This is a genomic window from Calothrix sp. CCY 0018 (assembly GCF_963920925.1).
Lineage (GTDB): Bacteria > Cyanobacteriota > Cyanobacteriia > Cyanobacteriales > Nostocaceae > Rivularia.
Window position 1 is genome coordinate 99,617 of record NZ_CAWUDI010000004.1, and the last position, 25,113, is coordinate 124,729.

At 38.1% G+C, this 25,113-nt stretch carries 20 protein-coding genes; 9 read left to right on the forward strand and 11 right to left on the reverse strand.

The window, feature by feature from the left end; all coding sequences use genetic code 11:
• Positions 1-316: 316 nt before the first annotated feature.
• A complete protein-coding gene (locus tag ACM03V_RS04265; protein ID WP_414619518.1) occupies positions 317-493 on the forward strand; it encodes a four helix bundle protein in 177 nt (58 codons plus the stop codon).
• 49 nt (positions 494-542) lie between these two features.
• Here the strand turns inward: ACM03V_RS04265 and ACM03V_RS04270 are convergent, their stop codons facing one another.
• Positions 543-1,940, reverse strand: a complete 1,398-nt coding sequence (locus ACM03V_RS04270; RefSeq protein WP_414619519.1) for an amidohydrolase — start codon at positions 1,938-1,940, stop codon at positions 543-545.
• Between the two features lie 78 nt (positions 1,941-2,018).
• Between ACM03V_RS04270 and ACM03V_RS04275 the strand changes: the two genes are divergently transcribed.
• A complete protein-coding gene (locus ACM03V_RS04275; protein WP_414619520.1) occupies positions 2,019-2,792 on the forward strand; it encodes a cysteine hydrolase family protein in 774 nt (257 codons plus the stop codon).
• A 176-nt stretch (positions 2,793-2,968) separates the two neighbouring features.
• Positions 2,969-3,409: a cupin domain-containing protein gene (locus ACM03V_RS04280; RefSeq protein ID WP_414619521.1), complete on the forward strand. Its 441-nt coding sequence runs from the start codon at positions 2,969-2,971 to the stop codon at positions 3,407-3,409.
• A gap of 160 nt (positions 3,410-3,569) precedes the next feature.
• Here ACM03V_RS04280 and ACM03V_RS04285 read toward each other — a convergent pair whose 3' ends face one another.
• From ACM03V_RS04285 to ACM03V_RS04300, 4 genes are all read right to left on the reverse strand, one after another.
• Positions 3,570-4,784: a DUF1501 domain-containing protein gene (locus ACM03V_RS04285; RefSeq protein WP_414619522.1), complete on the reverse strand. Its 1,215-nt coding sequence runs from the start codon at positions 4,782-4,784 to the stop codon at positions 3,570-3,572.
• 81 nt (positions 4,785-4,865) lie between these two features.
• On the reverse strand, positions 4,866-6,410 hold the full coding sequence (locus tag ACM03V_RS04290) for a DUF1800 domain-containing protein (RefSeq protein WP_414619523.1): 1,545 nt from the start codon (positions 6,408-6,410) through the stop codon (positions 4,866-4,868).
• 193 nt (positions 6,411-6,603) lie between these two features.
• Positions 6,604-7,047, reverse strand: a complete 444-nt coding sequence (locus tag ACM03V_RS04295) for a hypothetical protein (protein ID WP_414619524.1) — start codon at positions 7,045-7,047, stop codon at positions 6,604-6,606.
• A gap of 232 nt (positions 7,048-7,279) precedes the next feature.
• Entirely contained in the window at positions 7,280-7,735 is a 456-nt protein-coding gene (locus ACM03V_RS04300) for a Spy/CpxP family protein refolding chaperone (protein WP_414619525.1), read from the reverse strand.
• A gap of 276 nt (positions 7,736-8,011) precedes the next feature.
• Between ACM03V_RS04300 and ACM03V_RS04305 the strand changes: the two genes are divergently transcribed.
• From ACM03V_RS04305 to ACM03V_RS04320, 4 genes are all read left to right on the forward strand, one after another.
• Positions 8,012-9,196, forward strand: coding sequence for a sensor histidine kinase (locus ACM03V_RS04305; RefSeq protein WP_414619526.1), 1,185 nt, complete (start codon positions 8,012-8,014; stop codon positions 9,194-9,196).
• 275 nt (positions 9,197-9,471) lie between these two features.
• Positions 9,472-10,128, forward strand: coding sequence for a response regulator (locus ACM03V_RS04310; RefSeq protein ID WP_414619527.1), 657 nt, complete (start codon positions 9,472-9,474; stop codon positions 10,126-10,128).
• Between the two features lie 279 nt (positions 10,129-10,407).
• A complete protein-coding gene (locus ACM03V_RS04315) occupies positions 10,408-11,184 on the forward strand; it encodes an ion transporter (RefSeq protein WP_414619634.1) in 777 nt (258 codons plus the stop codon).
• A 279-nt stretch (positions 11,185-11,463) separates the two neighbouring features.
• Complete coding sequence (locus tag ACM03V_RS04320) at positions 11,464-12,984, forward strand: DUF1565 domain-containing protein (RefSeq protein ID WP_414619528.1); 1,521 nt, start codon at positions 11,464-11,466, stop codon at positions 12,982-12,984.
• A gap of 81 nt (positions 12,985-13,065) precedes the next feature.
• Here the strand turns inward: ACM03V_RS04320 and ACM03V_RS04325 are convergent, their stop codons facing one another.
• The 6 genes from ACM03V_RS04325 to ACM03V_RS04350 all read right to left on the reverse strand — a co-directional run bounded on the left by ACM03V_RS04325 (position 13,066) and on the right by ACM03V_RS04350 (position 21,739).
• Positions 13,066-14,016 carry a hypothetical protein gene (locus tag ACM03V_RS04325; protein ID WP_414619529.1) on the reverse strand — a complete coding sequence of 317 codons (951 nt, stop codon included), beginning with the start codon at positions 14,014-14,016 and terminating at the stop codon, positions 13,066-13,068.
• A 374-nt stretch (positions 14,017-14,390) separates the two neighbouring features.
• Positions 14,391-15,248 carry a nitrate ABC transporter ATP-binding protein gene (locus tag ACM03V_RS04330; protein ID WP_414619530.1) on the reverse strand — a complete coding sequence of 286 codons (858 nt, stop codon included), beginning with the start codon at positions 15,246-15,248 and terminating at the stop codon, positions 14,391-14,393.
• Positions 15,249-15,516: 268 nt separating this feature from the next.
• A complete protein-coding gene (locus ACM03V_RS04335; RefSeq protein ID WP_414619531.1) occupies positions 15,517-17,514 on the reverse strand; it encodes a nitrate ABC transporter ATP-binding protein in 1,998 nt (665 codons plus the stop codon).
• Between the two features lie 260 nt (positions 17,515-17,774).
• Positions 17,775-18,620 carry a nitrate ABC transporter permease gene (gene ntrB / locus ACM03V_RS04340; RefSeq protein ID WP_414619532.1) on the reverse strand — a complete coding sequence of 282 codons (846 nt, stop codon included), beginning with the start codon at positions 18,618-18,620 and terminating at the stop codon, positions 17,775-17,777.
• Between the two features lie 93 nt (positions 18,621-18,713).
• Positions 18,714-20,096, reverse strand: a complete 1,383-nt coding sequence (locus ACM03V_RS04345) for an ABC transporter substrate-binding protein (RefSeq protein WP_414619533.1) — start codon at positions 20,094-20,096, stop codon at positions 18,714-18,716.
• 953 nt (positions 20,097-21,049) lie between these two features.
• On the reverse strand, positions 21,050-21,739 hold the full coding sequence (locus ACM03V_RS04350; RefSeq protein ID WP_414619534.1) for a manganese catalase family protein: 690 nt from the start codon (positions 21,737-21,739) through the stop codon (positions 21,050-21,052).
• Between the two features lie 392 nt (positions 21,740-22,131).
• On the opposite strand from ACM03V_RS04350, the gene ACM03V_RS04355 reads away from it, so the two are divergent.
• Both ACM03V_RS04355 and ACM03V_RS04360 read left to right on the forward strand, forming a co-directional pair.
• Entirely contained in the window at positions 22,132-23,115 is a 984-nt protein-coding gene (locus tag ACM03V_RS04355; protein ID WP_414619535.1) for a YegS/Rv2252/BmrU family lipid kinase, read from the forward strand.
• A 318-nt stretch (positions 23,116-23,433) separates the two neighbouring features.
• Positions 23,434-25,041: an FAD-dependent oxidoreductase gene (locus ACM03V_RS04360; protein WP_414619536.1), complete on the forward strand. Its 1,608-nt coding sequence runs from the start codon at positions 23,434-23,436 to the stop codon at positions 25,039-25,041.
• The last annotated feature ends 72 nt before the right edge of the window (positions 25,042-25,113 follow it).

Genomic DNA, 25,113 nt, shown 5'->3' on the forward strand with positions numbered 1-25,113 from the left:
ATTACACCATTCTCAATACTGCTTTTAAAACCGCCTTGGAATAAATTCCGAGGCTCATATACAAAGTACGTTAAAACGCACTAAAAATACTTTTCCAGTCTGATTTATCTCACATCTTGCACCAATGTCGTTAAGCCCATATGCCCGCCTTGTAAGCCGGAGGCTTTCTAGCCCGCACGCTCCGCGTGAACGCAGAGAAATCAATTTCCAGGCTAATATACAAAGTACGTTAAAACGCACTAAAAGCCTTATTCAGTCGTTTTTAAACGACTTTATATGTCAGCCTGGGAATTTATTCCAAGGCGGTTGCGTAAGAATGGTGCAAGATGTCAGTAAAACCGATAAAGAATGTTTAGAAACCAAATTCTGGCTCAATTTACTTAAAGATACAAATTATATTTCTCTTCAAGCATTTAATAGCATTTATACAGATGCAGATGAAATATCCAAAATATTGTTTTCAATCCTTAAATCATCCCGCTTAACAAAATAATCACTCTTCACTGATAACTGATAACTGTTAACTGTTCACTGTTCACTGATTAAAGTTCCATTACTCCCCGATAATGTGCTTCAATTTCTTTAACAGTTTTTGATTTGCGTTTGGTTTGCCATTTACTATGTTTAAATAATTCTTGTCGTAAGTGATCAACGTCGATATTTTTAACTTTACCATCACCTACAATTAATTTACCGTTTACCCAGGCACTATCTACCACATTTGTAGGTCTTCCTAATACTAATAAACCAACTGGATCGGTACGCGGTAATAGTGATAAGTTGGTTAAATCGTACATTACTAAATCGGCTTTTTTACCCACCGTTAAAGAACCAATTTCTTCTCCTAAATTCAAACCTTTTGCACCACCTAAAGATGCCATTTTTATTGATTCTCTCGGTGTAATCCAGTGTTGATAATCTAAATCGGTAATATTATGCAATATAGAACCCATTTTGATTGCTTCTAATAAATCTTGAGAATCGTTACTTGATGCACCATCGCAACCAAAAGATACATTTACCCCTGCTTGACGATATTTTAAAATCGGTGCAATTCCACTTCCCAAACGTAAATTACTTAAAGGATTGTGAACTACTGTAGATTTAGTTTCTGCAAGAATTTTGATATCATCATCTGTTAAATGAACGCAATGCGCTAAAGAAGTGCGATGATTCAAATAACCAATTTTGTGTAAATGCTCGACAGCCGTACAGCCGTATTTTTCTTTAGCTAATTTTTCCTGCGCTTTGGTTTCTAATAAATGCGAATGACGGCAAAGATTATATTTATCGCTTAACTCAATACATCCTTTAAATAAAGCATCGCTGCAAAGTTGAATTCCTGTCGGAGCTAACGCAAAATAAATGCCATCTTCGGGTTTATGATATTTATTTATCGCCGATTCCATGATTTCCAACGTAGCTTGAGTTGAACGAAAATAATCTTCATGAGTTACTTCCGATTCACCCGAAGGCATCCCCGCTGTGAGAGATTCATCTTGAATTAAAGGTGCGATAACTGCGCGAATACCAACTTTTCGATAAGCTTCAACTGCTACAGTTATGGTTTCAAGCTCCTTGCCGGGAATCAAAACTAAATGATCGACAACAGTCGTACCTCCCGATAGCAAAGTTTCTACAGCAGTACCCAAAGCACTCAGATAAACTTGTTCCGTATCGAGGGGTGCAAAATCATAAAGTTCAGCCAACCATAGCTCCAAAGGATAAATCGACATTATCCCCCGCTGCCACATTTCCGAAGAGTGAGTATGAGCGTTAACAAATCCCGGCAACAGCAACTTATTCGTACCATCAATCGCTTCGCCAATAACATCCAAACCAGCAGAAACTTTTTGGATATTCCCATCTTTGATTTGCACATCTACCGTAGCGTAATCATCCTCTGTTGGAATTAAAACATTTTGAATTGTAAAGTTCATCTTGTGTTAGTTGTTAGTGTTTAGTTGTAATAGATTGGGCATGGGAAAATATTTGTAACCAATTACCCATTACCAATTATGAAACCATTAAAACCCCTGGGAGTTGCGCCGAATGCTTGGATGGTTAACGATACTATCGCAGACATTACTCGCTCTCAATTAGATCCACAACCCGTTATTGTAGCTACAGAAACAAAAAATGTGCGCTTTGATTTGGCGAAAACCGCTATTATCGTCATTGATATGCAGAATGATTTTTGTCATCCCGATGGTTGGTTGGCGCATATTGGAGTCGATGTAACCCCCGCACGTCAACCTCTAAAGCCGTTGCAAAACTTACTTCCGGTATTGCGATCGCACAACGTACCCGTGATATGGCTCAACTGGGGGAATCGTGCCGATTTACTTAATATCAGTGCGGGTTTGCATCACGTTTATAATCCTACTGGTGAAGGTGTCGGTTTGGGAGATGCTTTACCTAATAACAATGCAAAAGTCCTCACTAAAGATAGTTGGGCATCGGCAATAGTGGATGAATTAGAACATTTATCTAATGATATTTACATAGATAAATTTAGAATGAGCGGCTTTTGGGATACTCCCTTGGACAGCATTTTAAAGAATTTAGGTAAAACAACATTATTATTTGCAGGTGTCAACGCCGACCAATGCGTTCTCTGTACATTACAAGATGCTAATTTTTTAGGATATGACTGTATTTTTATCAAAGACTGTAGCGCTACCACTTCACCAGAATATTGCTGGTTAGCAACACTTTATAACGTTAAGCAATTATTTGGTTTTGTTACAGACTCGCAAGCAATTGTTGAAGGAATCGGGGAAGGGGGATAGGGTGAGGGGGAGGGGGAGACAAGGAGACAAGGGGAAATAATTCTTTTAATTAACTCATAACTCCTAACTCATAATTCCTAACTCATAACTCCTAATTATTCCCAATTACCAATTACCAATTACCAATTACTAACAACTAACAACTAACAACTAACAACTAACAACTAACAACTAATATGATTAACAGTTGCGTAATTCCGGTTATTAAGTCTCCTTCTGATTATCAAGCGTATCGGATTAGTCCTGATGATTCTAACCGTTTGGCAATTGTTTTCGATCCGGCGATCGCTAATTCATCGTTGACTTGTTGTGTGGAGATTTTCGATGTGGGTGGCAAGACTCCGCCAAATCGCCATTTGTTTGCTTTGGAGATGTTTTTTATTCTCAAAGGGGAAGGTAGAGCAACTTGCGATGGTAAAACTGTAAATATCAAAGCTGGAGATAGTTTACTGGTTCCCGCTACTGGCACTCACATAATTGAAAATACAGGTTTGGGGCGTTTATATACTTTAACTATTATGGTTCCCAATGAAGATTTTGCCGAATTAATTCGCAGCGGTACACCCGTTGAATTAGATGCCGAAGATATGGCCGTTTTGGGCAGACAATATCAGTGAACAGTTATCAATGAATAGTTAGGAGTTAGGAGTTATGATGGGGTAATTGGTAATTGGTAATTGGTAATTGGTAATTGGTAAAAAGTTAGGAATTAAATTTCTCTTCATCTCTCCATCCCCCATGCCCCATCCCCCCATCTCCCCCCTCTCCCCCTACTCCCTACAATATTGATACAGGCTGGTAATTCGGAAATATTTTACTGATGCTGGTTTTATCTAAGTTAATATGACTTTGTAAAACTGTGGAAATAACGTCTCTGAAATCAGTGGTAACTGCTAAATCTCTTTTTTCGTGGAGTTGATTTTCGGATAAGCCGGGAAAATCTCCGTAAATTTGACCACCGCTAATGTTACCGCCTAACAACCATATTACGTTACCATGTCCGTGATCTGTGCCGCCGTTGCCGTTTTCTTTGACTGTACGTCCAAATTCGGATAACACAATAATACTAGTGTCTTTATATACTGCTCCTAATTCTTTTTGTAAAGTCGCTAATCCGTCTCCCAAACTTTGCAAGTGTTGTGCTAATTGTCCTTTTGAATTGCCTTGATTAATGTGAGTATCCCAACCACCTAAACCTATAAACGCTAATTCAATTCTAGAATCGCGCACCATTAATCTTGCTAAACGTTGAGCATCTCTAGAAAAACCTTTGGGTAAAGGTGCGCCGTTGTTCGCCATCTGCATTTCTACATCCGATTCCATCAAGGCTTTGCGGGCTTGTCGTGCATCGCGATAGGTTTTACTCAAGGCATCATTACCGCTGTATAATTTATCGAATGCAGTTGTTAATTGGGGATTATCTATAGGTAAGCGTTTAGCAATATGCCCTGCGGGAATAGTCGCAACAGGAGCATTTCCACCTAAAATTCGGGGGATATCATAACCCACATTTACGGCTTGGATGGGATTGTTTTCTTCAGACATTAAAGCCAAAAGTCGATTCATCCAACCATCTTTAGTATTTTTAATTCCAGGTGTACCATTCTCCATATATTCTTGAGCATCGAAATGGGAACGGGTAGATTCTGGAGAGCCGCAAGCGTGAACAAAAGCCAGACTTTTCTGCTTCCATAAAGGCATTAAAGCTGCAAGACTGGGGTGCAGTCCAAATTTTCCATCTAAATCCAATACACCATCAGCTTTATCTGGTTGAGGAATCGCAGTTCTTTTTCGAGCTTGATAATATGCGTTATCGGTATAGGGAACCACTACACTAAGTCCATCAACCGCACCCCGGAGGAAGATAACTATTAAACGTTTCGAGTTGGGAGTGGCTGAAATACTTCTACTTAACCAAACGTTAGCTCCGACTGCAACTAAACTCGAAGCAGAGAAAATACTGGCTTGTTGGATGAATTTGCGTCGTTTCATTTAGGTGTTAGTTGATAGTTGTTAGTGGTTAGTAGTTGGTAATTAGGTTATAGCTATTAACCTTTAACCTTTAACCTTTGATTATCTGTACATAAATTCTGGGCTACCCAAAATAATCACGGCTCTTTGTTTGGGGGGGCTGGTGTTGATAACTTCTTGGGTTTTGGCAGAAAAGTTGTTTCCGAGGGTGTTTGTTAATTCTGTGTCATCAACTGGTTTATTTGAACGACGGGGTTTTTTATTATTAGTATTACTATTTCTATTTCGTAATCCGCCTCTACCTATTGTATTGGCGAAGCTTAATCGCCAGTTGATTCCGTTGGGATTTAACCAGGCTGCTTGGGTGTTTTTATATCCGTCTGGACTTTGATTTCCGTATAAGGGCATTCCCATTCTGTACAATATGCTGTTTATTCGAGCAAAATCTTGAATTGGTGTGTCGGTGGCTCTAATGCTGGAAATTACGTATTGATATGGTGTTTTAAATTTGGCATTGTAATATTTTGTATCCCAAAATTCGGGACTTTTAAATAAAGTTTCTAGTACGCTGCGAATGTCGCCATCTGTTGCTAAATAACGTTTTGATAATTTATCTACTAAAGTTTTTGGTGGTTCGTCTGCTACAAAATACTGAGCTAGCTTGTAACTGATATGACGGGCAGTTGCTCGATGTTTTGCCAAAATATCTAAGGCTTGTTCTCCTTCTGCGATGCCGCCTCCTTTAATGGCTTTACCTAAAAAGACTTTATCGGTAGAGTCATGATGCTTGTCATTAAAGTAAAAATCATAGCCGTTTTTTAACTCGGGGCCGGGACGACGAAAGCCCCACCCGGTAAATATTTTAGCTAAGTTAATCACGTCTTCTTGGGTATAACCACCGTCAACACCCAAAGTATGTAATTCCATTAATTCGCGAGCGTAATTTTCGTTTAAGCCTTTGAATCTTCCTTTGGGAGGATTGTTAGAAGCGGTATTTTGCCAGTTATCCAAATAAAACAACATGGCTGGATGACGAGCGGTTGCACCCAACAAGTCGCGAAATTTACCGAAAACATGAGGTCTTATTGCTTGTTCTTCGTAAGCCCCCATCCATAAACGGGTTTGTCCTTTATTTTGATATACGTTGAAGTGGTTGTACCAAAAATCCACCATTACTTCTTGCAACTGCCGGGGGCTTTCTGTCGCTCTGAGCAATCGCGCTTTTACGGCTTGTTGGCGAATTAATCTTTCTTTTTTTCGCCTTTGCTGTTTCATTTCTTGGGTAGGTTTTGGTAAGCGACTGATGCTGTATTGCGAATATAGCTGTGAAGGGGTTAAACGCAAAGTTTCAAGTTGAGAAACTTGGTTTTTTAAGCTTTGGGGTTCGGGTATAGATTCAGGTCTCAACTGCTGTTGGATATATTTATCGATGCCAATTTCTCGAACTTTTTCGATATCGCCGGGAGTAGCACCCAAACTGAGCCGATTAATTATATGAAGTATTTTTGAATTTTCAAGTTGAGGATTTGCAACTTGGGAGATGATTTTATTCTCTGCGGTAAGTTGATTTGCCGATATTGCATCGCAGCTTGAGTTAGTTAAGCCTATAGCAATAAAAACAGCGAGTATCCATTTTGTATTAATCATAGGATTGGGAACGGGGAACGGGGAATGGGGAGTTGGGAGTTAGGAGTTGGGAGTTAGGAGTTAAGGTTTAGAAGTTATTTCTACCCCCTCTCCCCACCTTCCCCCTCTACCTCCTCCCCCTCATTCCCTAAAAAAAATAAAAGTGGGCAAAATTGCCCACCTCAAATGCTGCTATCCAAATTCAACTATTGACTTACTTTTTCGGTTGTCTTTGGCTGCCTTGTTGGGTAGCACGCCATTGATTTAAAATTTTCTTCTGGTTAGCATCCAAGACTCCTTCCATTTGTTTTTGGGAGCCAATCATAATATTTTGTAGTTCCTTCTGCTGTGCGTCGCTAAACTGAATGGATGCAAAAACCTGCTGAGGATTCTTACCTGCTTGCAAATCGCTTTGAATTTTATCGCGCTGCTGCTTTGTGAGAACCGCTTGGATTTGGTCGCGAGTTTTGGAGCGAATTTCTTGGATCTTCTTAATTTGAGGCTGAGATAAATTTATCTGTGGGCCTTTTGGAGCATTATTGGCTTGAGAAACTCTTTGTGGTGCATTAGAGTTCGCTTGAGCGTTTGCTGCTAAAGGAGTGATACTAAAAGCGACTGCGATCGCACTAGCTAAGAGAGAGAATTTTTTAAGCTTCATTAAATGCCTCGTGGATTTATGCTTTCTGATGTAACCATTATAGAAACTCATTGCCTTAAGCCTATGAGTATAATCCGCGTGAAATTGGATTTTTCTATTTTGGTTTTTTATTTACCTACTTCAGAATTTTAACAAAAAAAAGAAAAAGGGATTTGTCAAATCCCTCTTTCTGAAATGAACGCGGCTATATTTAACTATTTGAAGAAATATATTTGAAAAAGAGCTAAATTAATTAGCTAGCGCTTTGACGACGGCTGCTGCGACGATTTTGGCGCATTTGCTTCATTTCTTGCATTTGAGCTTTTTGTTCGTCGGTTAGAATCGCTTCAAATTGGGCTTTCTTAGATTCTCGAACTTTCTTCATTTCTGCTTTTTGAGCATCAGTCAAATCTAAGGACTGCCATACTCCGCGTTTATTTTCTCCGCTGGCTTTTGCTGCTTCTAATTTTTGTAGCTGCTCTGGAGTTAAGATTTGCTGCATTTCTGCACGAGTGCTTTCTTTAATTTGCTGCATTTGAGCTTTTTGATCTTCAGTAAAATTCAACTTATTCTTCCATCCACCTTGCTTTTTACCTTGAGCAACAATAGTTGAAGAAGAAGAATTAATTTCAGCTTGAGCAGCGAAAGGAATTGCACTTAAAGTTAAAGCGATCGCACCGGCTAAGAAAGATAATTTTTTGAGTTTCATGTGAGTGATACCTTTTGGGTTTGTTTTGTTCGATGTCACCATCATATGATTCCAACCTCAGTAGTCGCATGAGTAAAAAGTAACGAGTAATCATCTAAAAATATCTAGATAAAGTCATATATTAAACCATGACTTTGGTCACGGGTTCAGGTTTGAATGTATATTTACTATTAATTTAGGATTTACGTAGAAATTCCCCAAACCTTTAATCAAGCTTTTTATTTTTCAAGCGGGTGGTTGTTCCTTATCTGAATATTATTAATAGAAGAAACGCTTATGAGCCGCGCTATCGATATTAAAAATCATCCGTTCAAATTTTTACTTTATTTAGAGTGGATATTACTTGGATTTGCAGCGATTGCTTCAATTGTAAATCCCGTACAAAAATTTCAGACAATTTACCCCGAATTAATGGTTATTAGTTTAACTTTTTTCGGATTAATGGGTTTAAGATTACCTACTAGTAATCGAACAAATAAAATTATTTATACTGCTTGCCAAATATTATTGATTCTAATTACTAACTTTTTTGGTGGTCGAACATCACGACTTTTTCCGTTTCTTAATTTAATATTAGTAACTCGTAGCTGTTTAATTTTTCAACCCTCCGGACGTTTTGTTGTCGCGGTAATTTCATTTTGTTTATTTATAGTAAAATTCCGCAGACAATTTCCTAATGTGTCAACTAGAAGATTACAAAAACTATGGTTTTTTCAATTTAGCTTTGTGGCTTTATTTGTATTAGCTTTAGTTTTTGTATTACTATTGATGAATGCTGTTCTATCCGAACGAGAAAGCCGTGAAAAATTAACTGCTGCAAACGAAAAGCTGCGTCAATATGCCTTAAAAATCGAAAATCAAGCTACATTAGAAGAAAGAAACCGCATTGCCAGAGAAATTCATGATTCTTTAGGACATTCTCTAACAGCTTTAAATTTACAATTAGAAACCGGCACTAAACTTTTAAAAACTAATCCAGAAAAAGCTACAGAGTTTTTAATTAGAGCTAAGGAATTAGGTTCTCAAGCATTAAAAGATGTTAGAGAATCGGTTTCTACTATGCGTTCTAATCCTTTACAAGAGCAATCCTTAGAAACATCTATTGATATGCTGATACAAAATTTTCATCATTCGACAAATATTAAACCAAACTATCAAACTAACTTATTTTATTCTATCCCTCGCGATATCAGTACCGCTATTTATAGAATTATTCAAGAATCATTGACAAATATTTCTAAATATGCAGAAGCTACCGAAGTTAACTTAGAAATAACTACGATAGCTACAAATTTACATATTACGATTGAGGATAACGGCAAAGGTTTTAACGTAAACCAAAATACTACAGGTTTCGGACTGCAAAGTATGCGCGATCGCACTTTAGCATTGGAGGGTAATTTTTATATTGAAAGTCTTCCCGGTAAAGGTACTAAAATTATGGTTGATATTCCTTTATGAGTAGGGAGTAGGGGAACAGGGAATGGGGAATAGGGAGTGGTGAGTGAAGGTAAGGCATGAGAGTAGGTTTTCATTCGCATCTTAAATAATTCTCAACACCACCTTGGAATAAATTTCCCCCGCCCAAAAACCTGCGTCTGATAAATCTGACTGAATATGGCTTTTAGTACGTTTTAACGTACTTTGTATATTAGCCTTGGAATTTATTCCGAGGCGAGTATTTGGGCTTAACAACAAAAACTATCATTCCCTACTCCCTACTCCCTACATAAAATATGATTAACGTAGTACTTGTAGATGACCAACATTTAATTCGTCAAGGTTTAAAAACCCTATTAGAATTAGAACCCGATTTAGAAATTGTTGGAGAAGCAGAAAACGGACAACAAGCCGTTGAATTGGTCGAAAAATTGCAGCCGGATGTAGTATTAATGGACATTAGAATGCCTGTTATGGATGGTGTCGCTGCAACGCGAGAGATAAAAAGTAAATTCGCTCAAACCAAAATTTTGGTACTAACAACCTTTGATGATGACGAATATATCAAAGCAGCATTGCAGCATGGAGCAATGGGTTATTTACTCAAAGATACACCTTCGGAAGAATTAGCTGTGGCAATTCGTGCCGTATACAGAGGATACACTCAATTGGGACCGGGAATTGTCAAAAAACTTTTAACCCAATTTCCTGCAACTACAGCAACTGAACCATCTTCTCCACCAGCAAGTTTAGCCGAACTTACAAAAAGAGAAAAAGAAGTATTACGCTCGATCGCAACAGGGGCAAATAACCGAGAAATTGCTCAGAAACTCTATATTTCCGAAGGTACGGTAAAAAATCACGTTACGAATATATTGAACCGTTTAGAATTACGAGACAGAACCCAAGCGGCAATTTTTGCAAATTCGTTTTTATCTTATTTAGAAGATTAGGATTCACTCCTTAATTGAAGTATGTCCTATCGGACACGCTCCGCTAACGTAGTAAGCGATTTATCGCTCTTATTAAAGGACGCGCATTCCTTACTACGAACACTATTAGAATAAAATCGCTACATTTAGTCAAATTTGTATATAAAGCTATAAATGTTATAAAAATCCTATTTAATAATTGAGTAAGCATTGTAGAGTGTGTTATACCCGAAGGGTAGGCTCCGCCAACAAAAATCAAGTAGGATTCCTATATTTTGCAGTAGTTAAATTATGTTCAATATGGTAATTACTAGAGAAAATACAGACTTCTATTTAAGAGATTTAGAAACACCATTAGGCAAAACGATTAATATCGCAATTGTCATTTTGGTAATGCTATCTTCAGTAATTTTTGTAGCACAAACTTATCAGTTTTCTGAATCAGTAAGCTTTGCTCTCAATGTTATAGATATATTAATTCTCTATATTTTCGCAGCAGAATATCTATTACGGTTGTGGAGTGCGAAAAATAGAATCAATTATATTTTTAGTTTCTATTCAATTATTGATTTAATTGCAATACTACCCTTTTTTATGGGAGCTATTGATATCAGCTATATTCGCTTATTACGATGGTTCCGAATCTTACGATTAATTAGATATCTTGACAGAAGATTCTTATTTGGTAATATTACTACCGAAGATGGCACTATTTTTACGAGAATATTATTTACTTTATTTACAATTGTCTTTATCTATTCAGGCTTAATTTATCAAGTAGAACATCCCGTAAATCCCCAAGTATTTGCTACTTTTGTGGATGCGATGTATTTTTCAATCGTCACAATGACAACCGTTGGATTTGGTGACGTTACTCCAATTTCACAAATTGGTCGTCTTTTAACAGTTTTGATGATTTTAACAGGTATCGCACTAATTCCCTGGCAAATAGGCGACTTGATTAAACGAATAATTAAAACTGCAAATGGAGTAGAAACAATTTGCTCTGGATGCGGTTTAGATTTACATGATGAGGATGCTAAATTCTGTAAAAATTGCGGGACAAAATTGTTTTAGATAAGTCTTGTGAGATTTTGGATTTTGGATTCTAATTTAAAATCTTGACTTTTTCTCTACCTGCTCTGTGCTGCCTATTCGCTCAAATTGTCATTCTAAATTCATTTTCGTACTCTTTGCCATCTGCTTATACCGCAGAAATGGATATTTTTGATCAATACTAAACCTCAGACGTGGAAAGCTGCGTCTTTTTTATTCTACTTATGCTATCAACGCTACCAGCATACTGAGATTATTCGCGGTAGTATTTCAACGTAAGTGAAAAAGTATTAATATAATATGCTGAAATTTATTTATGTAAATCCGACTACTGGCAGCGATACTAATTCCGGTAGTCAACAAGCACCGTTAAAAACAATTACTCAAGCCCTTAAACAATCTGCATCTGGTACAAAAATACAGCTTGCAGAAGATAATTATAACGCTACTAACGGCGAAGTTTTTCCTTTAATAGTTCCATTTGGAGTCACAATTATAGGTAATGAAGATAACAGAGGAAATGGTATTGTAATTAACGGTAGCGGCAGACACTTAAGCCATATTTTTGGCGCTCAAAATGTAAGTTTGGTATTAAATAGTGGCGTTCGACTTCGAGGAATAACTGTAACAAATTCTGCCAGTCGCGGTACTGCTGTTTGGATTGAATCATCTTCACCCACGGTTGTAAATTGTACTTTCATCAACTCTGAGCGTGAAGGAATTTTAGTTACTGGAAATGCTAATCCAACAATCAAAGACAATATATTTACTCAAAATTCTGCTAACGGTATTTCAATTACCAAAAATTCCAGCGGTGAAATTATAGGCAACAGTTGTTTTCAAACAGGTTTTGGTATATCTATTTCTGATAATGCCAATCCTATACTGATAGATAATAAAATTTATGCAAACCGTTCTGGAATCGTTGTTTCTGGTGACGCTCGTCCAGTTTTGCGAGAAAATCGATGCGAAAATAATATTCAAGACGGTTTAACTGTTGTAGCAAATGCTTTACCAGATATTGGAAATAGTAGAAGTCCGGGAAACAACATTTTTGACAATAATGGTCAGTTTGATATTCAAAATGCTAGCATTAACAAACTGATTTCTATAGATAATCAAGTAAAAGTAGTTAATGTTAACGGGAACATACAGTTTTTTGCAGATCCCGAACCAGAGCCGGAAGCAGAATTAGAATCAGAAACAGAAAAAATTTTGCAACCGAAACCGCAAATAACAATAAGTAATTTGACAGATATTAACGGACATTGGGCGGCTGAATATATACAAGAATTAATTCAGTTAGACATAGTTAAAGGATTTCCTAATCGAACCTTTAGGGCAGATGCGACAATAACGCGATCGCAATATGCTGCATTATTAGTAAAAGCCTTTAATCCTCTTTCTTTGCAACAACCAATAGAATTTGAGGATATAAAAAAAAGCTTCTGGGCGTATCAAGCAATTAAACAAGCATACCAAGGGAAATTAGTTTCCCTGTATCCAGGTAAAAAATTTCTTCCCCATCAAAACATTCCCCGCATCCAAGTTATTGTCTCCCTAGCGAACGGATTAGCATTAACAAGTAAAATAGAAATTGACCTGAATATATATCGCGACAGCAATCAAATTCCCAATGATGCTAGAAGCCAAGTATCAGCAGCCACTCAAAATCAACTTATCGTCAACTATCCCAACATAGAAAAACTCAACCCAAATAGAGCCGCAACCCGCGCAGAAGTAGCAGTAATGGTTTATCAAGTATTAGTTCTGATCGGAAAAGCAAGAGAGATTGATTCACCGTATATTGTTAGTTGTTAGTTGTTAGTTGTTAGTTGTTAGGAGTTAGGAGTTAATTACTCTCCTTGTCTCCTTGTCTCCCCATCCCCAATTCCCTACTTCCTAATTAACTTGTAAAGTAGAAACAACTTGCTCAAATACTTGTTGATAACTCTTATCTCCTTTAGCAAAACTAATTAGAATTATCTTTTTACCATCACTACTAGGTAATACTATATTTTCAAATTCATATAGTCCGTCAGTACGAAAAGACATTGCTTCTTTTCCGGCGACAATGTGTGTATCGTAGCTTTCTGGAATGATATCTCCGAGTTCATCATTATTAGTTACCCATTGAACCAAAGATAAACCTTGAGGATTATTTTCTAAGGAAATGCTCATGTTTCCCGGAGAAAACGTATTTTTAAATTTACCTGATTCAATTGCTTGATAATCTTTAACGCTCCATAATTCCAAAACCTTTGATGGATTAGAACCGTCTTGGGGTTCTTTAATCACAAAGCCTTTAGGATACTTGAAATTAACACCTAAGCTACGACTGCGGTAGACATTTGTATTGCTAGCAGCTGCAATTTTTCTGCCAGGGTTTTGAGCAGCTTTTCTCAGAGCTTCAACAACTGGCTTAGGGGAACTTGGTTGAGTGCGAGTTTCTACTCTTTGTTGTGGTTGAGGAATATTCTCGCCAGAAGAAGCTTGAGGAGAAAGCTTTTCGGTTAGAGCTTTGGGAATAGATCCATCACCTTCGGGAGAAGATTGGTTTTGTTGAGGTACTTCCGCAACTTTGGGAGCAACAGATGGAATTGCTTCTGGTGCAGCAGAAGGAAAAGGTGTTGGTACTACCGTGATTTCTCCTGGTGTTCTTTGTGGTATAGCAGCTCTATTTTTATCGTTCTTGCTATTAGCAGATTGTACTGTTAAATCTTGGGAATCATTTTTAGATGAACTTTTTTCAGCTTGCTGACAGGCAATCAAGCTCAAACTCAAGCAGAACATAGCTCCACCCAGCAGTCGTTTAACTCGATCGCGAGTCAACCTCACACCCCGAATAGACATAATTTTCACTCCTTCAACACCGTGTAATATTATTGTGCTTTACAACACTCACACAATGCATCAGGATAACCGAATAAATTGAGAATTATCAACTATTAAATAATAATTATCAAAAGTAAAATAGTAAACAATTTAACTTTACTTATATCTTGCACCGATACGTACAACCCATTCAAAGCTACGCAATCATAAAGCTACATTATCCTACTTAGCTTTTATTTCTAAATTAAGCTTTAATTATTAATACTGAGTAACTTAAATACATAAAATTTTCCGCTTATATTTTTACTCCTACAACTATAATTATTTTTACGGTTGCAGGAGCATTAGTGAAATTCTAATTGATAATTTCTTATGAACTATGAAATGAAAATTTACCCCACATCATCATGAGCGTAACGGTTAAAGAGGAAATCTAAAGCATAGTTACGCAGCTTGTAATATTCTGGATCTTCCATAATTCTGGCGCGATCGCGAGGACGAGGAAAAGAAATGTCCATGACTTCCCCAATTTTAGCATGGGGGCCGTTGGTCATCATGACTAATTTATCTGATAAAAACAGCGCTTCATCAATGTCATGAGTAATCATTAACACCGTGCAGCGGTTTTCGTTCCAAATTTTCAACAATTCCTCTTGCAATTCTTCCTTAGTAATCGCATCTAACGCTCCGAAGGGTTCATCTAAAATCAATACTTTGGGACGAATTGCTAAAGCACGAGCGATGGAAACCCTTTGTCTCATACCTCCAGACAGTTGGGGGGGTTTTTTGTCCATTGCATCCCCCAATCCCACCATTGCTAAATGATCGCGGACGATCGCCCTTTTTTCGGCTGTTGGTTTATTCGGATATACAGCGTCTACAGCCATATAAATATTTTCAAATGCGGTTCGCCAAGGTAGTAAAGCATAATTTTGGAATACTACCATTCTATCGGGTCCTGGTTTAGTAATTGTTTTTCCTTCCAAGGTAACTTGTCCGGAAGTGGGTGTACTAAAACCAGAAACCATATTTAAAAGAGTTGATTTTCCGCAGCCAGAGTGACCGATTACACAAATAAAATCACCCTGAGCAACATCAAGATTTACACCATCAAGAACGGTAAAAGGTCCATTTTTAGTTGGGTAAACCTTGCTAACGTCTTTGATTTGTAAATAAGGCTGACGAGATTTACCCTTAGCAGCACCTAATGGTATTCCTAATGTGTTTATATTTGTTCTGGGGTTGTTCATGATATTAATTCCTTGATTTTAGTAAGTGTTAGTTAAAATACAAAATGCGGCAACAATAATATAGTGTTCTAGAATCCTCTATCCCCCCAACCCCCCTTAGATAAGGGGGGCTTTTAGCTTTTGGCTTTTAAAGTCTCCCCTTTTGAATAGAAGAGGGGCTTCATAGCGTTTTGATCCCCCCTAACCCCCCGATAAATTGGGGGGAACCGGAGTTCAAGTCCCCCTTAAAAAGGGGGATTTAGGGGGATCTCTTCTGGGGGGAAAACCTTTAAGCAGCTATACGATGAGCATCAAGAATAACGTCTGCAACTGCAAAATCATGTTTAATTTGCAAGCCGTTGAGGTAAGAAATTGGATCGTCAGCATTGAATGGGGTGCCGTCGAAAAATTGGATCGGTTTACGAACGTAGCTAATATCCATACCTAATTCTCTCGCAGCGGTACTAAAAGTACTCACCCGACAAACCCGCTCGACAATTTCTACCCAATTGCGGGGGAAAGGAGTATGACCCCAACGCGCTAATTGAGTTACAATCCAAATCTGTTCCGTGCGACTGGGACGATTAATCGCAGAGTCGGCATAAAATTGGTGATGAGCGTAATCTCCTACCGGATGGTCTAAATCGCAACTGGTTTGGTTTGGTTCTATTTGAATGTATTCTGTAGGAACGCTAACGTAATCTTTACTTGCTAAGATCTGGCGAATTTCTTCCGTATTTTCCGGCAACGAACAATAATAGCAAGCTTCCAATAAAGCTTTAGTCAAAGCAATAAAACTGTTGGGATAAACCGCAGCCCAATCTTCCCTCACTCCTAAAACTTTACCCGGATGTCCCAACCATACATCTAAATCTGAGGCAGCCGTAATTCCAATCCCTTCATAAGCAGCGCGAATGTTCCAAGGTTCGCCCACACAAAAACCATCTATACTGCCATTTTGTAAATCTGCTACCATCTGTGCCGGAGGTAAAGTCTGGATATGTACGTCTGAATCCGGATCGATACCCCCAGCGGCTAACCAATAACGTAGTAGCAGATTATGCATCGAAGAGGGATGCACTACCCCCATAATGTGCTGGCGATCGCGAGTATGTAGTAAATAGTTGCGGAAATCATATAAGTCTTGTATCCCATGCTCGTAAAAATCCTTAGATAAGGTGATGGCGTTACCGTTACGAGTCATTGTTAGGGAAGTAACTACGGGCAGAGGTTTATTCTCATTTCCTCCTAAAGTTAACCACATCGGCATTCCTGAAGGCATTTGTGCAGCATCTAAATAACCCCCACCAATACCATCAACAATACCCCGCCAACTGGTTTCTCGTACCAAGTTAACTTCGTCTAAACCATGCTTGGCAAAAAAGCCTTTTTCTTTAGCTACTGCCAAAGGAGCGCAAGCTGTCAGGGGAACAAAACCAATTTCTAAATTAACTTTTTCTAAGCCATGCTTGGCAACAACTGTAGTTTTACGAGCGCGAATTTTTTTGATGCGTTTCTGCTGGTTGAGGAAGTAAATCATCTCGCTACGCAAACTGTAGTAACTCGGATGTTCCACTACTTCCATGCGTTTGCGAGGTCTAGGAATATCTACTTCTAAAATACTACCAATTTTAGATGCCGGACCGTTGGTAAGCATGACTATTCTGTCGGATAGTAACACTGCTTCATCCACATCATGAGTCACCATGACAGCAGTAACTTGATTTTCCTCGCAGATTTTCATTAACTGCTCTTGTAAATTACCCCGCGTTAGGGCATCCAAAGCACCGAATGGCTCATCTAACAGCAATAACTTAGGACGAATTGCCAAAGCACGGGCGATCGCTACTCTTTGTTTTTGTCCCCCGGATAACATTGTCGGGGATTTTTCGGCATGGGGACGCAGCCCCACCATATCTATATGTCTGTCTACAATTTTGCGACGTTCGGGTACTGATAAATCGGGCATTACTGAGTTTACCGCTAAAGCAATATTTTCCCGTACCGATCGCCAAGGTAATAAGGAATAATTTTGGAAAACTACCATCCGATCCGGCCCCGGCTGGGTAATCCTTTTACCTTCTAAAGTCACAACACCTTCAGTAGGTAAATCTAAACCAGCAATCATATTTAATAAAGTTGATTTCCCGCATCCAGAGTGACCAATTAAGGATACAAATTCTCCTTTTTTGATTTCTAAATCGATACCTTTAAGGGCAATATATTCACCGCCACCAGTTAAATTAAAAACTTTTTCAACTTGGTCAACACCAACAAATACACTCATATTTTCACTTCCAATTTATGATTATTTTTTATTTCTTTTTAGTTCGTAGGTTGGGTTGAGGAACAAAACCCAACATTATAATTTAACTAAAAACCGCTATTAAATACCCAAGCAAACAAATCCCTTCATTTATAAATGTATGTTGAGTAATTCATCTCAAATCAAAACGCCGATGTTGGGTTACGACGCAATATAAAATAATTGGTTGATCGTTGAATCTTGTCCTGCGTCTAACCCAACCTACCACTACTAACTCCTAACTACTTTTGTTCTGCTGGTGGCAAAATTAGATTTTGAATCCAAACCATAATTTTATCTAGCAACAGACCTACAACACCGATATAAACTAGAGCCAAAATGATTTCACTGACATAATTATTCTGATAAGCATCCCAGATGAAAAAGCCAATTCCTACAATTCCGGACATGACGATTTCGGCGGCAATAATTGCTAACCAAGCTAAACCAATGGCGATTCTTAATCCTGTAAAAATGTAGGGTAAAGCTGCGGGAATTAAGATATTCAAAAAATACTCTTTTCGAGAAAGTTGCAGCACTTTAGCAACGTTATTGTAATCTTGAGGAATTTCTTTTACTCCTACCGCAGTGTTAATTAAAATCGGCCAAACTGCGGTGATAAAAATTACGAATAATGCTGCGGGTTCGTTTTGTCGCAATGCTGCCAAAGAAATCGGCACCCAAGCCAAAGGAGGAATAGTCCGCAATAATTGAAACAGCGGATCTAAAGCTTTGGACATAGTTTTATTAACACCAATCAAAATACCCAAACCAATACCGATGACTGCGGCAAAACTATAGCCAATCATTACCCTTTGTAAGCTGGCTAAAATCTGCCAAAATAAACCTTTGTCAATACCTCCCCTGTCATAAAAGGGATATAAAATCAATGTCCATGTTTCTCGAACTACTTTTATTGGCCCTGGTAAAGTTGCTCCTGGTATCCAAGAAAACAGTTGCCAAACAGCTAAAAAAACAAGCAGCGCTATTAAGGGAGGAATAATATCGGGTAATTGCTTTTGGAAGCGGTCAACTATACTGCGATTAATTCTAGGGTTTACTGGTCTTTTAGTAGTAGTAGTTGTCATTTGATATTCGGGTTGATTTATTTGATAATTTGCAAGTGTTTGTAAGATTAATTGCTAACTCTTAACTCTTAACTCCTAACTCCTAACTCATAATTAAACGTTGGCTTTCTTAATCTTGAGACTGCGTAAATATTCTTCTGGCTTTTCAGGATCGAATTTTACCCCATCAAAAAATTCTTCCACACCCCGAGATGTATTTGTGGGAATATCGGCAGCAGGAATTCCCGCTTCTGTAGCAGCTTCTTTCCAAATATCTTCGCGGTTGACTTTATCAATTAACGCTTTAGCTTTGGCTGCATTATTAGTAATATAATCTTGAGGTAAGAATCCCCAACGAACGCTTTCGGTGATAAACCATAAATCGTGACTCTTATAAGGATAAGAAACGCTGCCTTTTTCATCTTTCCAGTACAGCGGAGCCATTGTTCTATCATCAATTTTGCGACCATTCCCCATGTCATATTTACCCATTAATGGATCTATAAGAATATCAACTGGGATATTGAAATACTGTCGCTGTGACAAAATATTTGCCATCTCTTGACGATTATCAAAGTTATCGCACCACTGTTGAGCCTCCATGATTCCTTTTAAAATTGCTTTGGTGGCTTTGGGGTTCTTGTCCACCCAATCTGCTCTGATAGCCAAGTATTCTTCAGGGTGATTTTTCCAGATATCTGCGGTCAATGCTGCCATATAGCCAACTTTGTCTTTGACAATCCGATAGGGCCAAGGATCTCCCGTACTAAAAGCATCCATAGTCCCAGTCTTCATATTGGCAACGGTTTGAGCCGATGGTACTGGCAGCAAATCTATATCATTATCCGGATCAACACCACCAGCAGCCAGCCAATAGCGCATCCAAAAATCTTGATTCACATTAGGGAAAGTATGAGCAGCTTTGAAGCGACTACCTCCTTTTCCATCTGCTTTGACTTGGCTAACAAGTGCTGACGAAAGTTTTAAATCTACACCTTTTCCTTGCCATTTATCCGCGATCGCAATCCCATTCCCATGAGTAATTAACTGAGCTAAAAGATACATGGGAATCGGCTTATTACCTTTGGTAATCACTCCTTCGGTAATTAAATGAGCCATCGGCATTTGCCACTGCCCACCATCAATACCACCAGCAGCAGCACCGATTTCAACGTTATCTCTTGCCGAACCCCAAGAAGCTTGTTTGGAAAGCTCTACATCGTTCATGCCATATTTAGCAAAAAAGCCTTTTTCTTTGGCAATAATCAGAGGTGCAGCTTCAACAATCGGCACGTATCCCAATTTGACTGCTGTAGTTTCTGGTGCTTGCTCGGAGCTAATATTCGCAACTGGTTGGGCTGTTGTTGGTGCTGCCGCGTTACCACCCACGTCTTCCGGTGGATTTCCCAAACAGCCCGCCAGCAAAACAGTTCCTGCTGATGCTCCGGCTGTTAATAAAAATTTACGCCGAGAAATCGAATTGAAAAACTCCGCCATGATGTTTGCTTTTGGTAAATTTATGTTAAGTTTGTATTGCAAAATTCACCAATAACTACTGCTAAAAATAGCAAATAACTATCGGCAAATATCAATTAAGTCTGCTTCTTTTGATAACTTATAGTAACAATAGGAATCCGCAATGTAACGTTTAGTAAATTCCTTTTCAACTCGGTTTACCAGAGAATTAATTGCTGTGAAAACTAGAATACAACCTTTGATATAAAAAAGATACACCTTGAACTAGTAATTATTAAAAAAATATTATATTACTTGTATAAGTAAAACTTTATCATTACCCAAAAGGAGTGATTATACTTCATCATAATCAATGAATTGCAATGATAATCATTGAGTTAAATCTATGATAGAGTTTTTTCTATATGTTTAATAAGTTAATTTATAAAACAGGAATGACCACAACCGCAATGATAAATTAATTATTTCAGCCGTTTAGATCCCCCCAACCCCCCGCTAATTTGAGGGGCTTTGCGTAAGTCCTATTAAATAGTATTCTCAAAATTTGAGAAGTTAGTTTAAAGGGAATGGGGAATTGTACTAAATCACCTAAATCACCCTCACTCTGGAAGAATGGGGCTATAGATACAAAGCCCATCTGCGTGGGCTGGATTTACGTAGGGGGATTTAAAACCCTCTATCCGCTATGCCGCAAGCGGCACGCTTACGCTAAGGGGAAGAGGTTTGTATACAGTTCTTTTTCATTTCCGGAGATGTCTATTGGTAACTGGTAACTGCTCACTGAAAAAGGGAAAAGGCATAAATTACCTTCTCCCCAGTCATAGTTACCTATAGTTTTCGTAGTAAGTTTATAGCAATAGCAATAAATAACTTACTACCTCTAAATTTTAGATTTAACAAGACTTTATTGTTGACCTTAAATCAAATCTAAAACAAACGCATCCGTTGTTAAAATTCCTGCATCGAATTATAGCTTACACTTTCTCTTTCATTGGATCTGCGATGTAGCGGAAGTCTTCGTCGGAGTTCCAAGGGCCGCGTTCATCTTTACCGTTGGTAGACAAGTTGTAATAAAGGTCTACAGTAGAGTCAGGTTGGATATTACCGAAGAATGGATCGGTCAATTTACCCATAGAATCCAAGGCTTTCATGAACATCTTGGTGTGGGAAATTTCCCGAGTCAACAAGTGTACCAAAGTCTGCTTGGTGCCTTGGTCTGGTGCTAATTGAATCAATGATTCATAAGTAGTACGCGCACCTGCTTCTGCTGCGATGTTTGCACGTAAATCGCGCACCATACTACCACCTTCATTTAAGTAGGTTGCAGTCCAAGCAGAACCCTGTGAATCTAAGAAGTGAGGTCCTTTACCGCGCACTGCAAACAGAGTACTTTTGAATGCGTCTGTTTGATCTACATTATCGGTATGCATTTCGATGAGTTTACCAATCATTTCCAAGTGACTAAACTCTTCGGTAGCGATATCTTGCAGCATATCTTTAATACCTGCGTCTTCAGTGTGGAAAGACTGCACCCAGTATTGTAAAGCTGCGGAAAGTTCGCCAGTTGCACCACCAAACTGTTCTAGTAAAAGTTGAGCGAAACGAGGATTTGGTTCGTCAATTTTTACTTCTTTTTCGATTAATTCTTTTTTGTGGAAAAACATTAAATATGTTCCTTCTCTTTTCGGACAGCATTTATAAGATTTAATTCAGCTATTTAAAAGTTATTCAAATAAAACTGAATTTAATTTCTTTTTCTCTTCTCTCCTTCCGATCTTAGGCGATGCTACCTTGATAAAACCTTTACCGTTAGATAGATTGTAAGATTATATTTTTTATATACAAAGAAGTAGAGATAAGCTAAACATAAGGATGATGATTATGAAAATTTAGTTGGAGCAGCAAAATATTTTTTCTATTTTATGATGATAAGCCGATGACAAACTATACTAAAATTACATCTCCAGCTAGATTTATTTTTAGAAAATTTTGTACAAAATCAATAAATATCGAATAACATTCGTAAATTCTATCTTGGAAGCCGCCACAGTTTGCCATGACTCCCCGAAAAGCTTGTCTAATTTTTAACCCTGTTTCCGGTTCAGCCGACCCCGACCAAGAGTTAGAAAGAATCAAAGAACTTTTATCTACTCAATTTGAGTTAGATGTTCAATTCACCACAGAAGATGTTAGTGCCGATCAATTAGCCCAAGAAGCGATAAATAAAGGAGATTTTGAAATAGTTATTGCTGCGGGTGGTGATGGTACTCTCTCAGAAGCAGCTAAGGCTTTAGGGGAGACAACTATTCCTTTGGGAGTGATTCCTAGAGGTACTGCTAATGCTTTTGCTTCTGCTTTAGGTATTCCCGATACTTTGGATGAAGCTTGCGAAACGATTTTATCTGGGAAAACTCGTCGAATTGATATTGGTAAATGCAACGGCAGATTGATGACGTTGCTGGCTGGAATTGGTTTTGAAGCGGAAACGATAGAACACGCTTCTAGAGATGCAAAACAACGCTGGGGTGCTTTGGCTTATTTGGTTTCTGGAATACAGCAACTACGGGAATTAGAACTATTTGAAGCTGAAATTGAAACGGATGACAAAATTATTAAGGTTTCTGCTGGTGCTTTAACCGTAGCGAATGCTGCACCACCAACATCTATATTAGCTCAAGGTCCGGCAGGTATTCTTTATGACGATGGATTGCTTGATATTACTATTATCTCATCTAATACTTGGGCATCTGCGATCGCCGCTTCTTATCACTTACTCCAAACGGGTTTGCGGGGAGACGCAGCCAAACGCGATGACATCGGTTATTTGCGAGCAAAGCGCGTAAAAATCACCACCGAACCACCGCAAAAAATTGTTTTGGATGGGGAGATGATTGGCAATACACCTTTAGAAGTAGAGTGTGTTCCCGGTGGTTTAACCGTTATTGTGCCCATGTTACCAGCGGAGAAGATTTCGGAAAAATTGGAAGGTTTACCAGATTTGGAAATTGAAGAGAAACCACCCGCAATTAAGAATGAGTAGGTAAAGAAGAAACGAGTATAAAAATTAAATTTCAATTCACAATTTTAGATAATATTCTTAATTATAAAACCTGCTTTTTTGAAAAAATCGGGTTTTTTACGATGGCTATATCAAATGTTTTAATTTGAGTTTTTATGGTAATTATTAAAACCTTATCCTAAAACTTAACAAATATTAACTATACCTTTAGAAAGATCAAATAAATATTTGATATTCATCTAAAATCATCTTTTAGAGAGAATCATAAATTTTCAATTATTTTAATAATTGAAAAATATAGTAATCGATTGGTGAAAATCTCAAATTAGAGAAAGTATTATGAACTATAAAGATGTAAGAGTAGCAAATATCAAAGATTTGAAAAAAGGTGAGATGCGTCAAGTAGATGTGGAAGATAAGCAGATTTTACTTGCGCGAGTAGAAGATGAATATTTTGCCACAGCAGCACATTGTACTCATTACGGCGCACCTTTAGAAAAAGGGATATTAAATGGAGAAAAAGTAGTTTGTCCTTGGCATAATGCTTGTTTTAATATTAAAAGTGGCAAATTAGAAGAGCCACCCGCGCTTGATGCTTTACCTCGTTTTTCTGTCAAAGTAGAGGGAGAAGATTTAATCGTACAGCTACCTGAAGAAATTCCTGCTCAATGCACGCCAGAAATGGTGAAATATAATTCTCAAAAAGATAGTCGTACATTTGTGATTTTGGGGGCTGGTGCTGCGGGAAGTGCGGCTGCGGAAACTTTGCGTCAGGCTGGTTTTCAAGGCAAAGTTGTTATGTTGACTCGTGAGGATATATTACCAGTAGATCGTACTGCTTTAAGTAAGAAATATTTGCAAAACGATTCCCAAAAGGATTCTTTGATATTACGCTCCTCAGAATTTTACAGCGAATGGGATATTGAAGTTCATACTCATAAATCGGTTACGAAAGTAGAAGCGGCTAAAAAGACTATTACTTTTGAAGATAATACGACTTTAGAATACGATGCTTTATTAGTTGCAACTGGCGGTAAACCTCGTAATTTAAAAGTACCGGGTGCCGATTTAGATAATATATTTACTTTAAGACAGCCAGAAGATGCCGATAACATTATCGCTGCTGCAAAAAATGCCAAAACTGCGGTGGTTGTGGGTTCTAGCTTTATCGGTATGGAAACAGCATCAAGTTTGACTCAACGCGGTATTAAGGTAACTGTAGTAGCACCGGGAACCGTACCTTTTGAGAAAATTCTCGGAAAAGATATCGGTACCATGTTTCAGAAACTGCACGAAGCAAATGGCGTAACTTTGCAAATGGGAACCAAAGTAAAACAGTTTGAAGGTAACGGTAAAGTTGAAGTTGCAGTATTAGAAAACGGCGATCGTTTAAATGCAGATTTAGTAGTAGTTGGTATCGGAGTTGAACCCGTTACTGAATTTTTGCAGGGAGTAGAGTTAAATGAAAAAGATCATAGCGTCAATGTAGATGAATATTTGCAAGCAGCCGATAATCTTTATGTAGCTGGAGATATTGCTTGTTTTCCTGACGCTGCAACGGGTGAACTTACTCGTATAGAACATTGGCGGTTAGCGCAACAACATGGACGTATTGCCGCTCGTAATTCTCTCGGAGAGAAAATTAAATTTACCAGCGTTCCCTTTTTCTGGTCGGGACAATTCGATCTAAAATTGCGTTATGCCGGACACGCCGAAAATTGGGATGATATTATCATTCAAGGTAATTTAGACAAGCAAGAATTTCTGGCTTTTTACGTTAATAATAATCAAATATTAGCTGTAGCTGGCAGTCAGCACGATCAAGATATTGCTGCCATTACCGAATTAATGCGATCTGCATCGCAACAAATGCCTAAAGGTGACGAAGTGCGTAAAAGTAAGATTAATTGGGTTGAAAAACTAGATTCTCAGTCATTGGTTGCTTAGTAATTGGACATTGGGGATGGGGCATAGGAATAAATATTGATTGTAGGGTGTGTGACTAAGGTGTTGATTCTA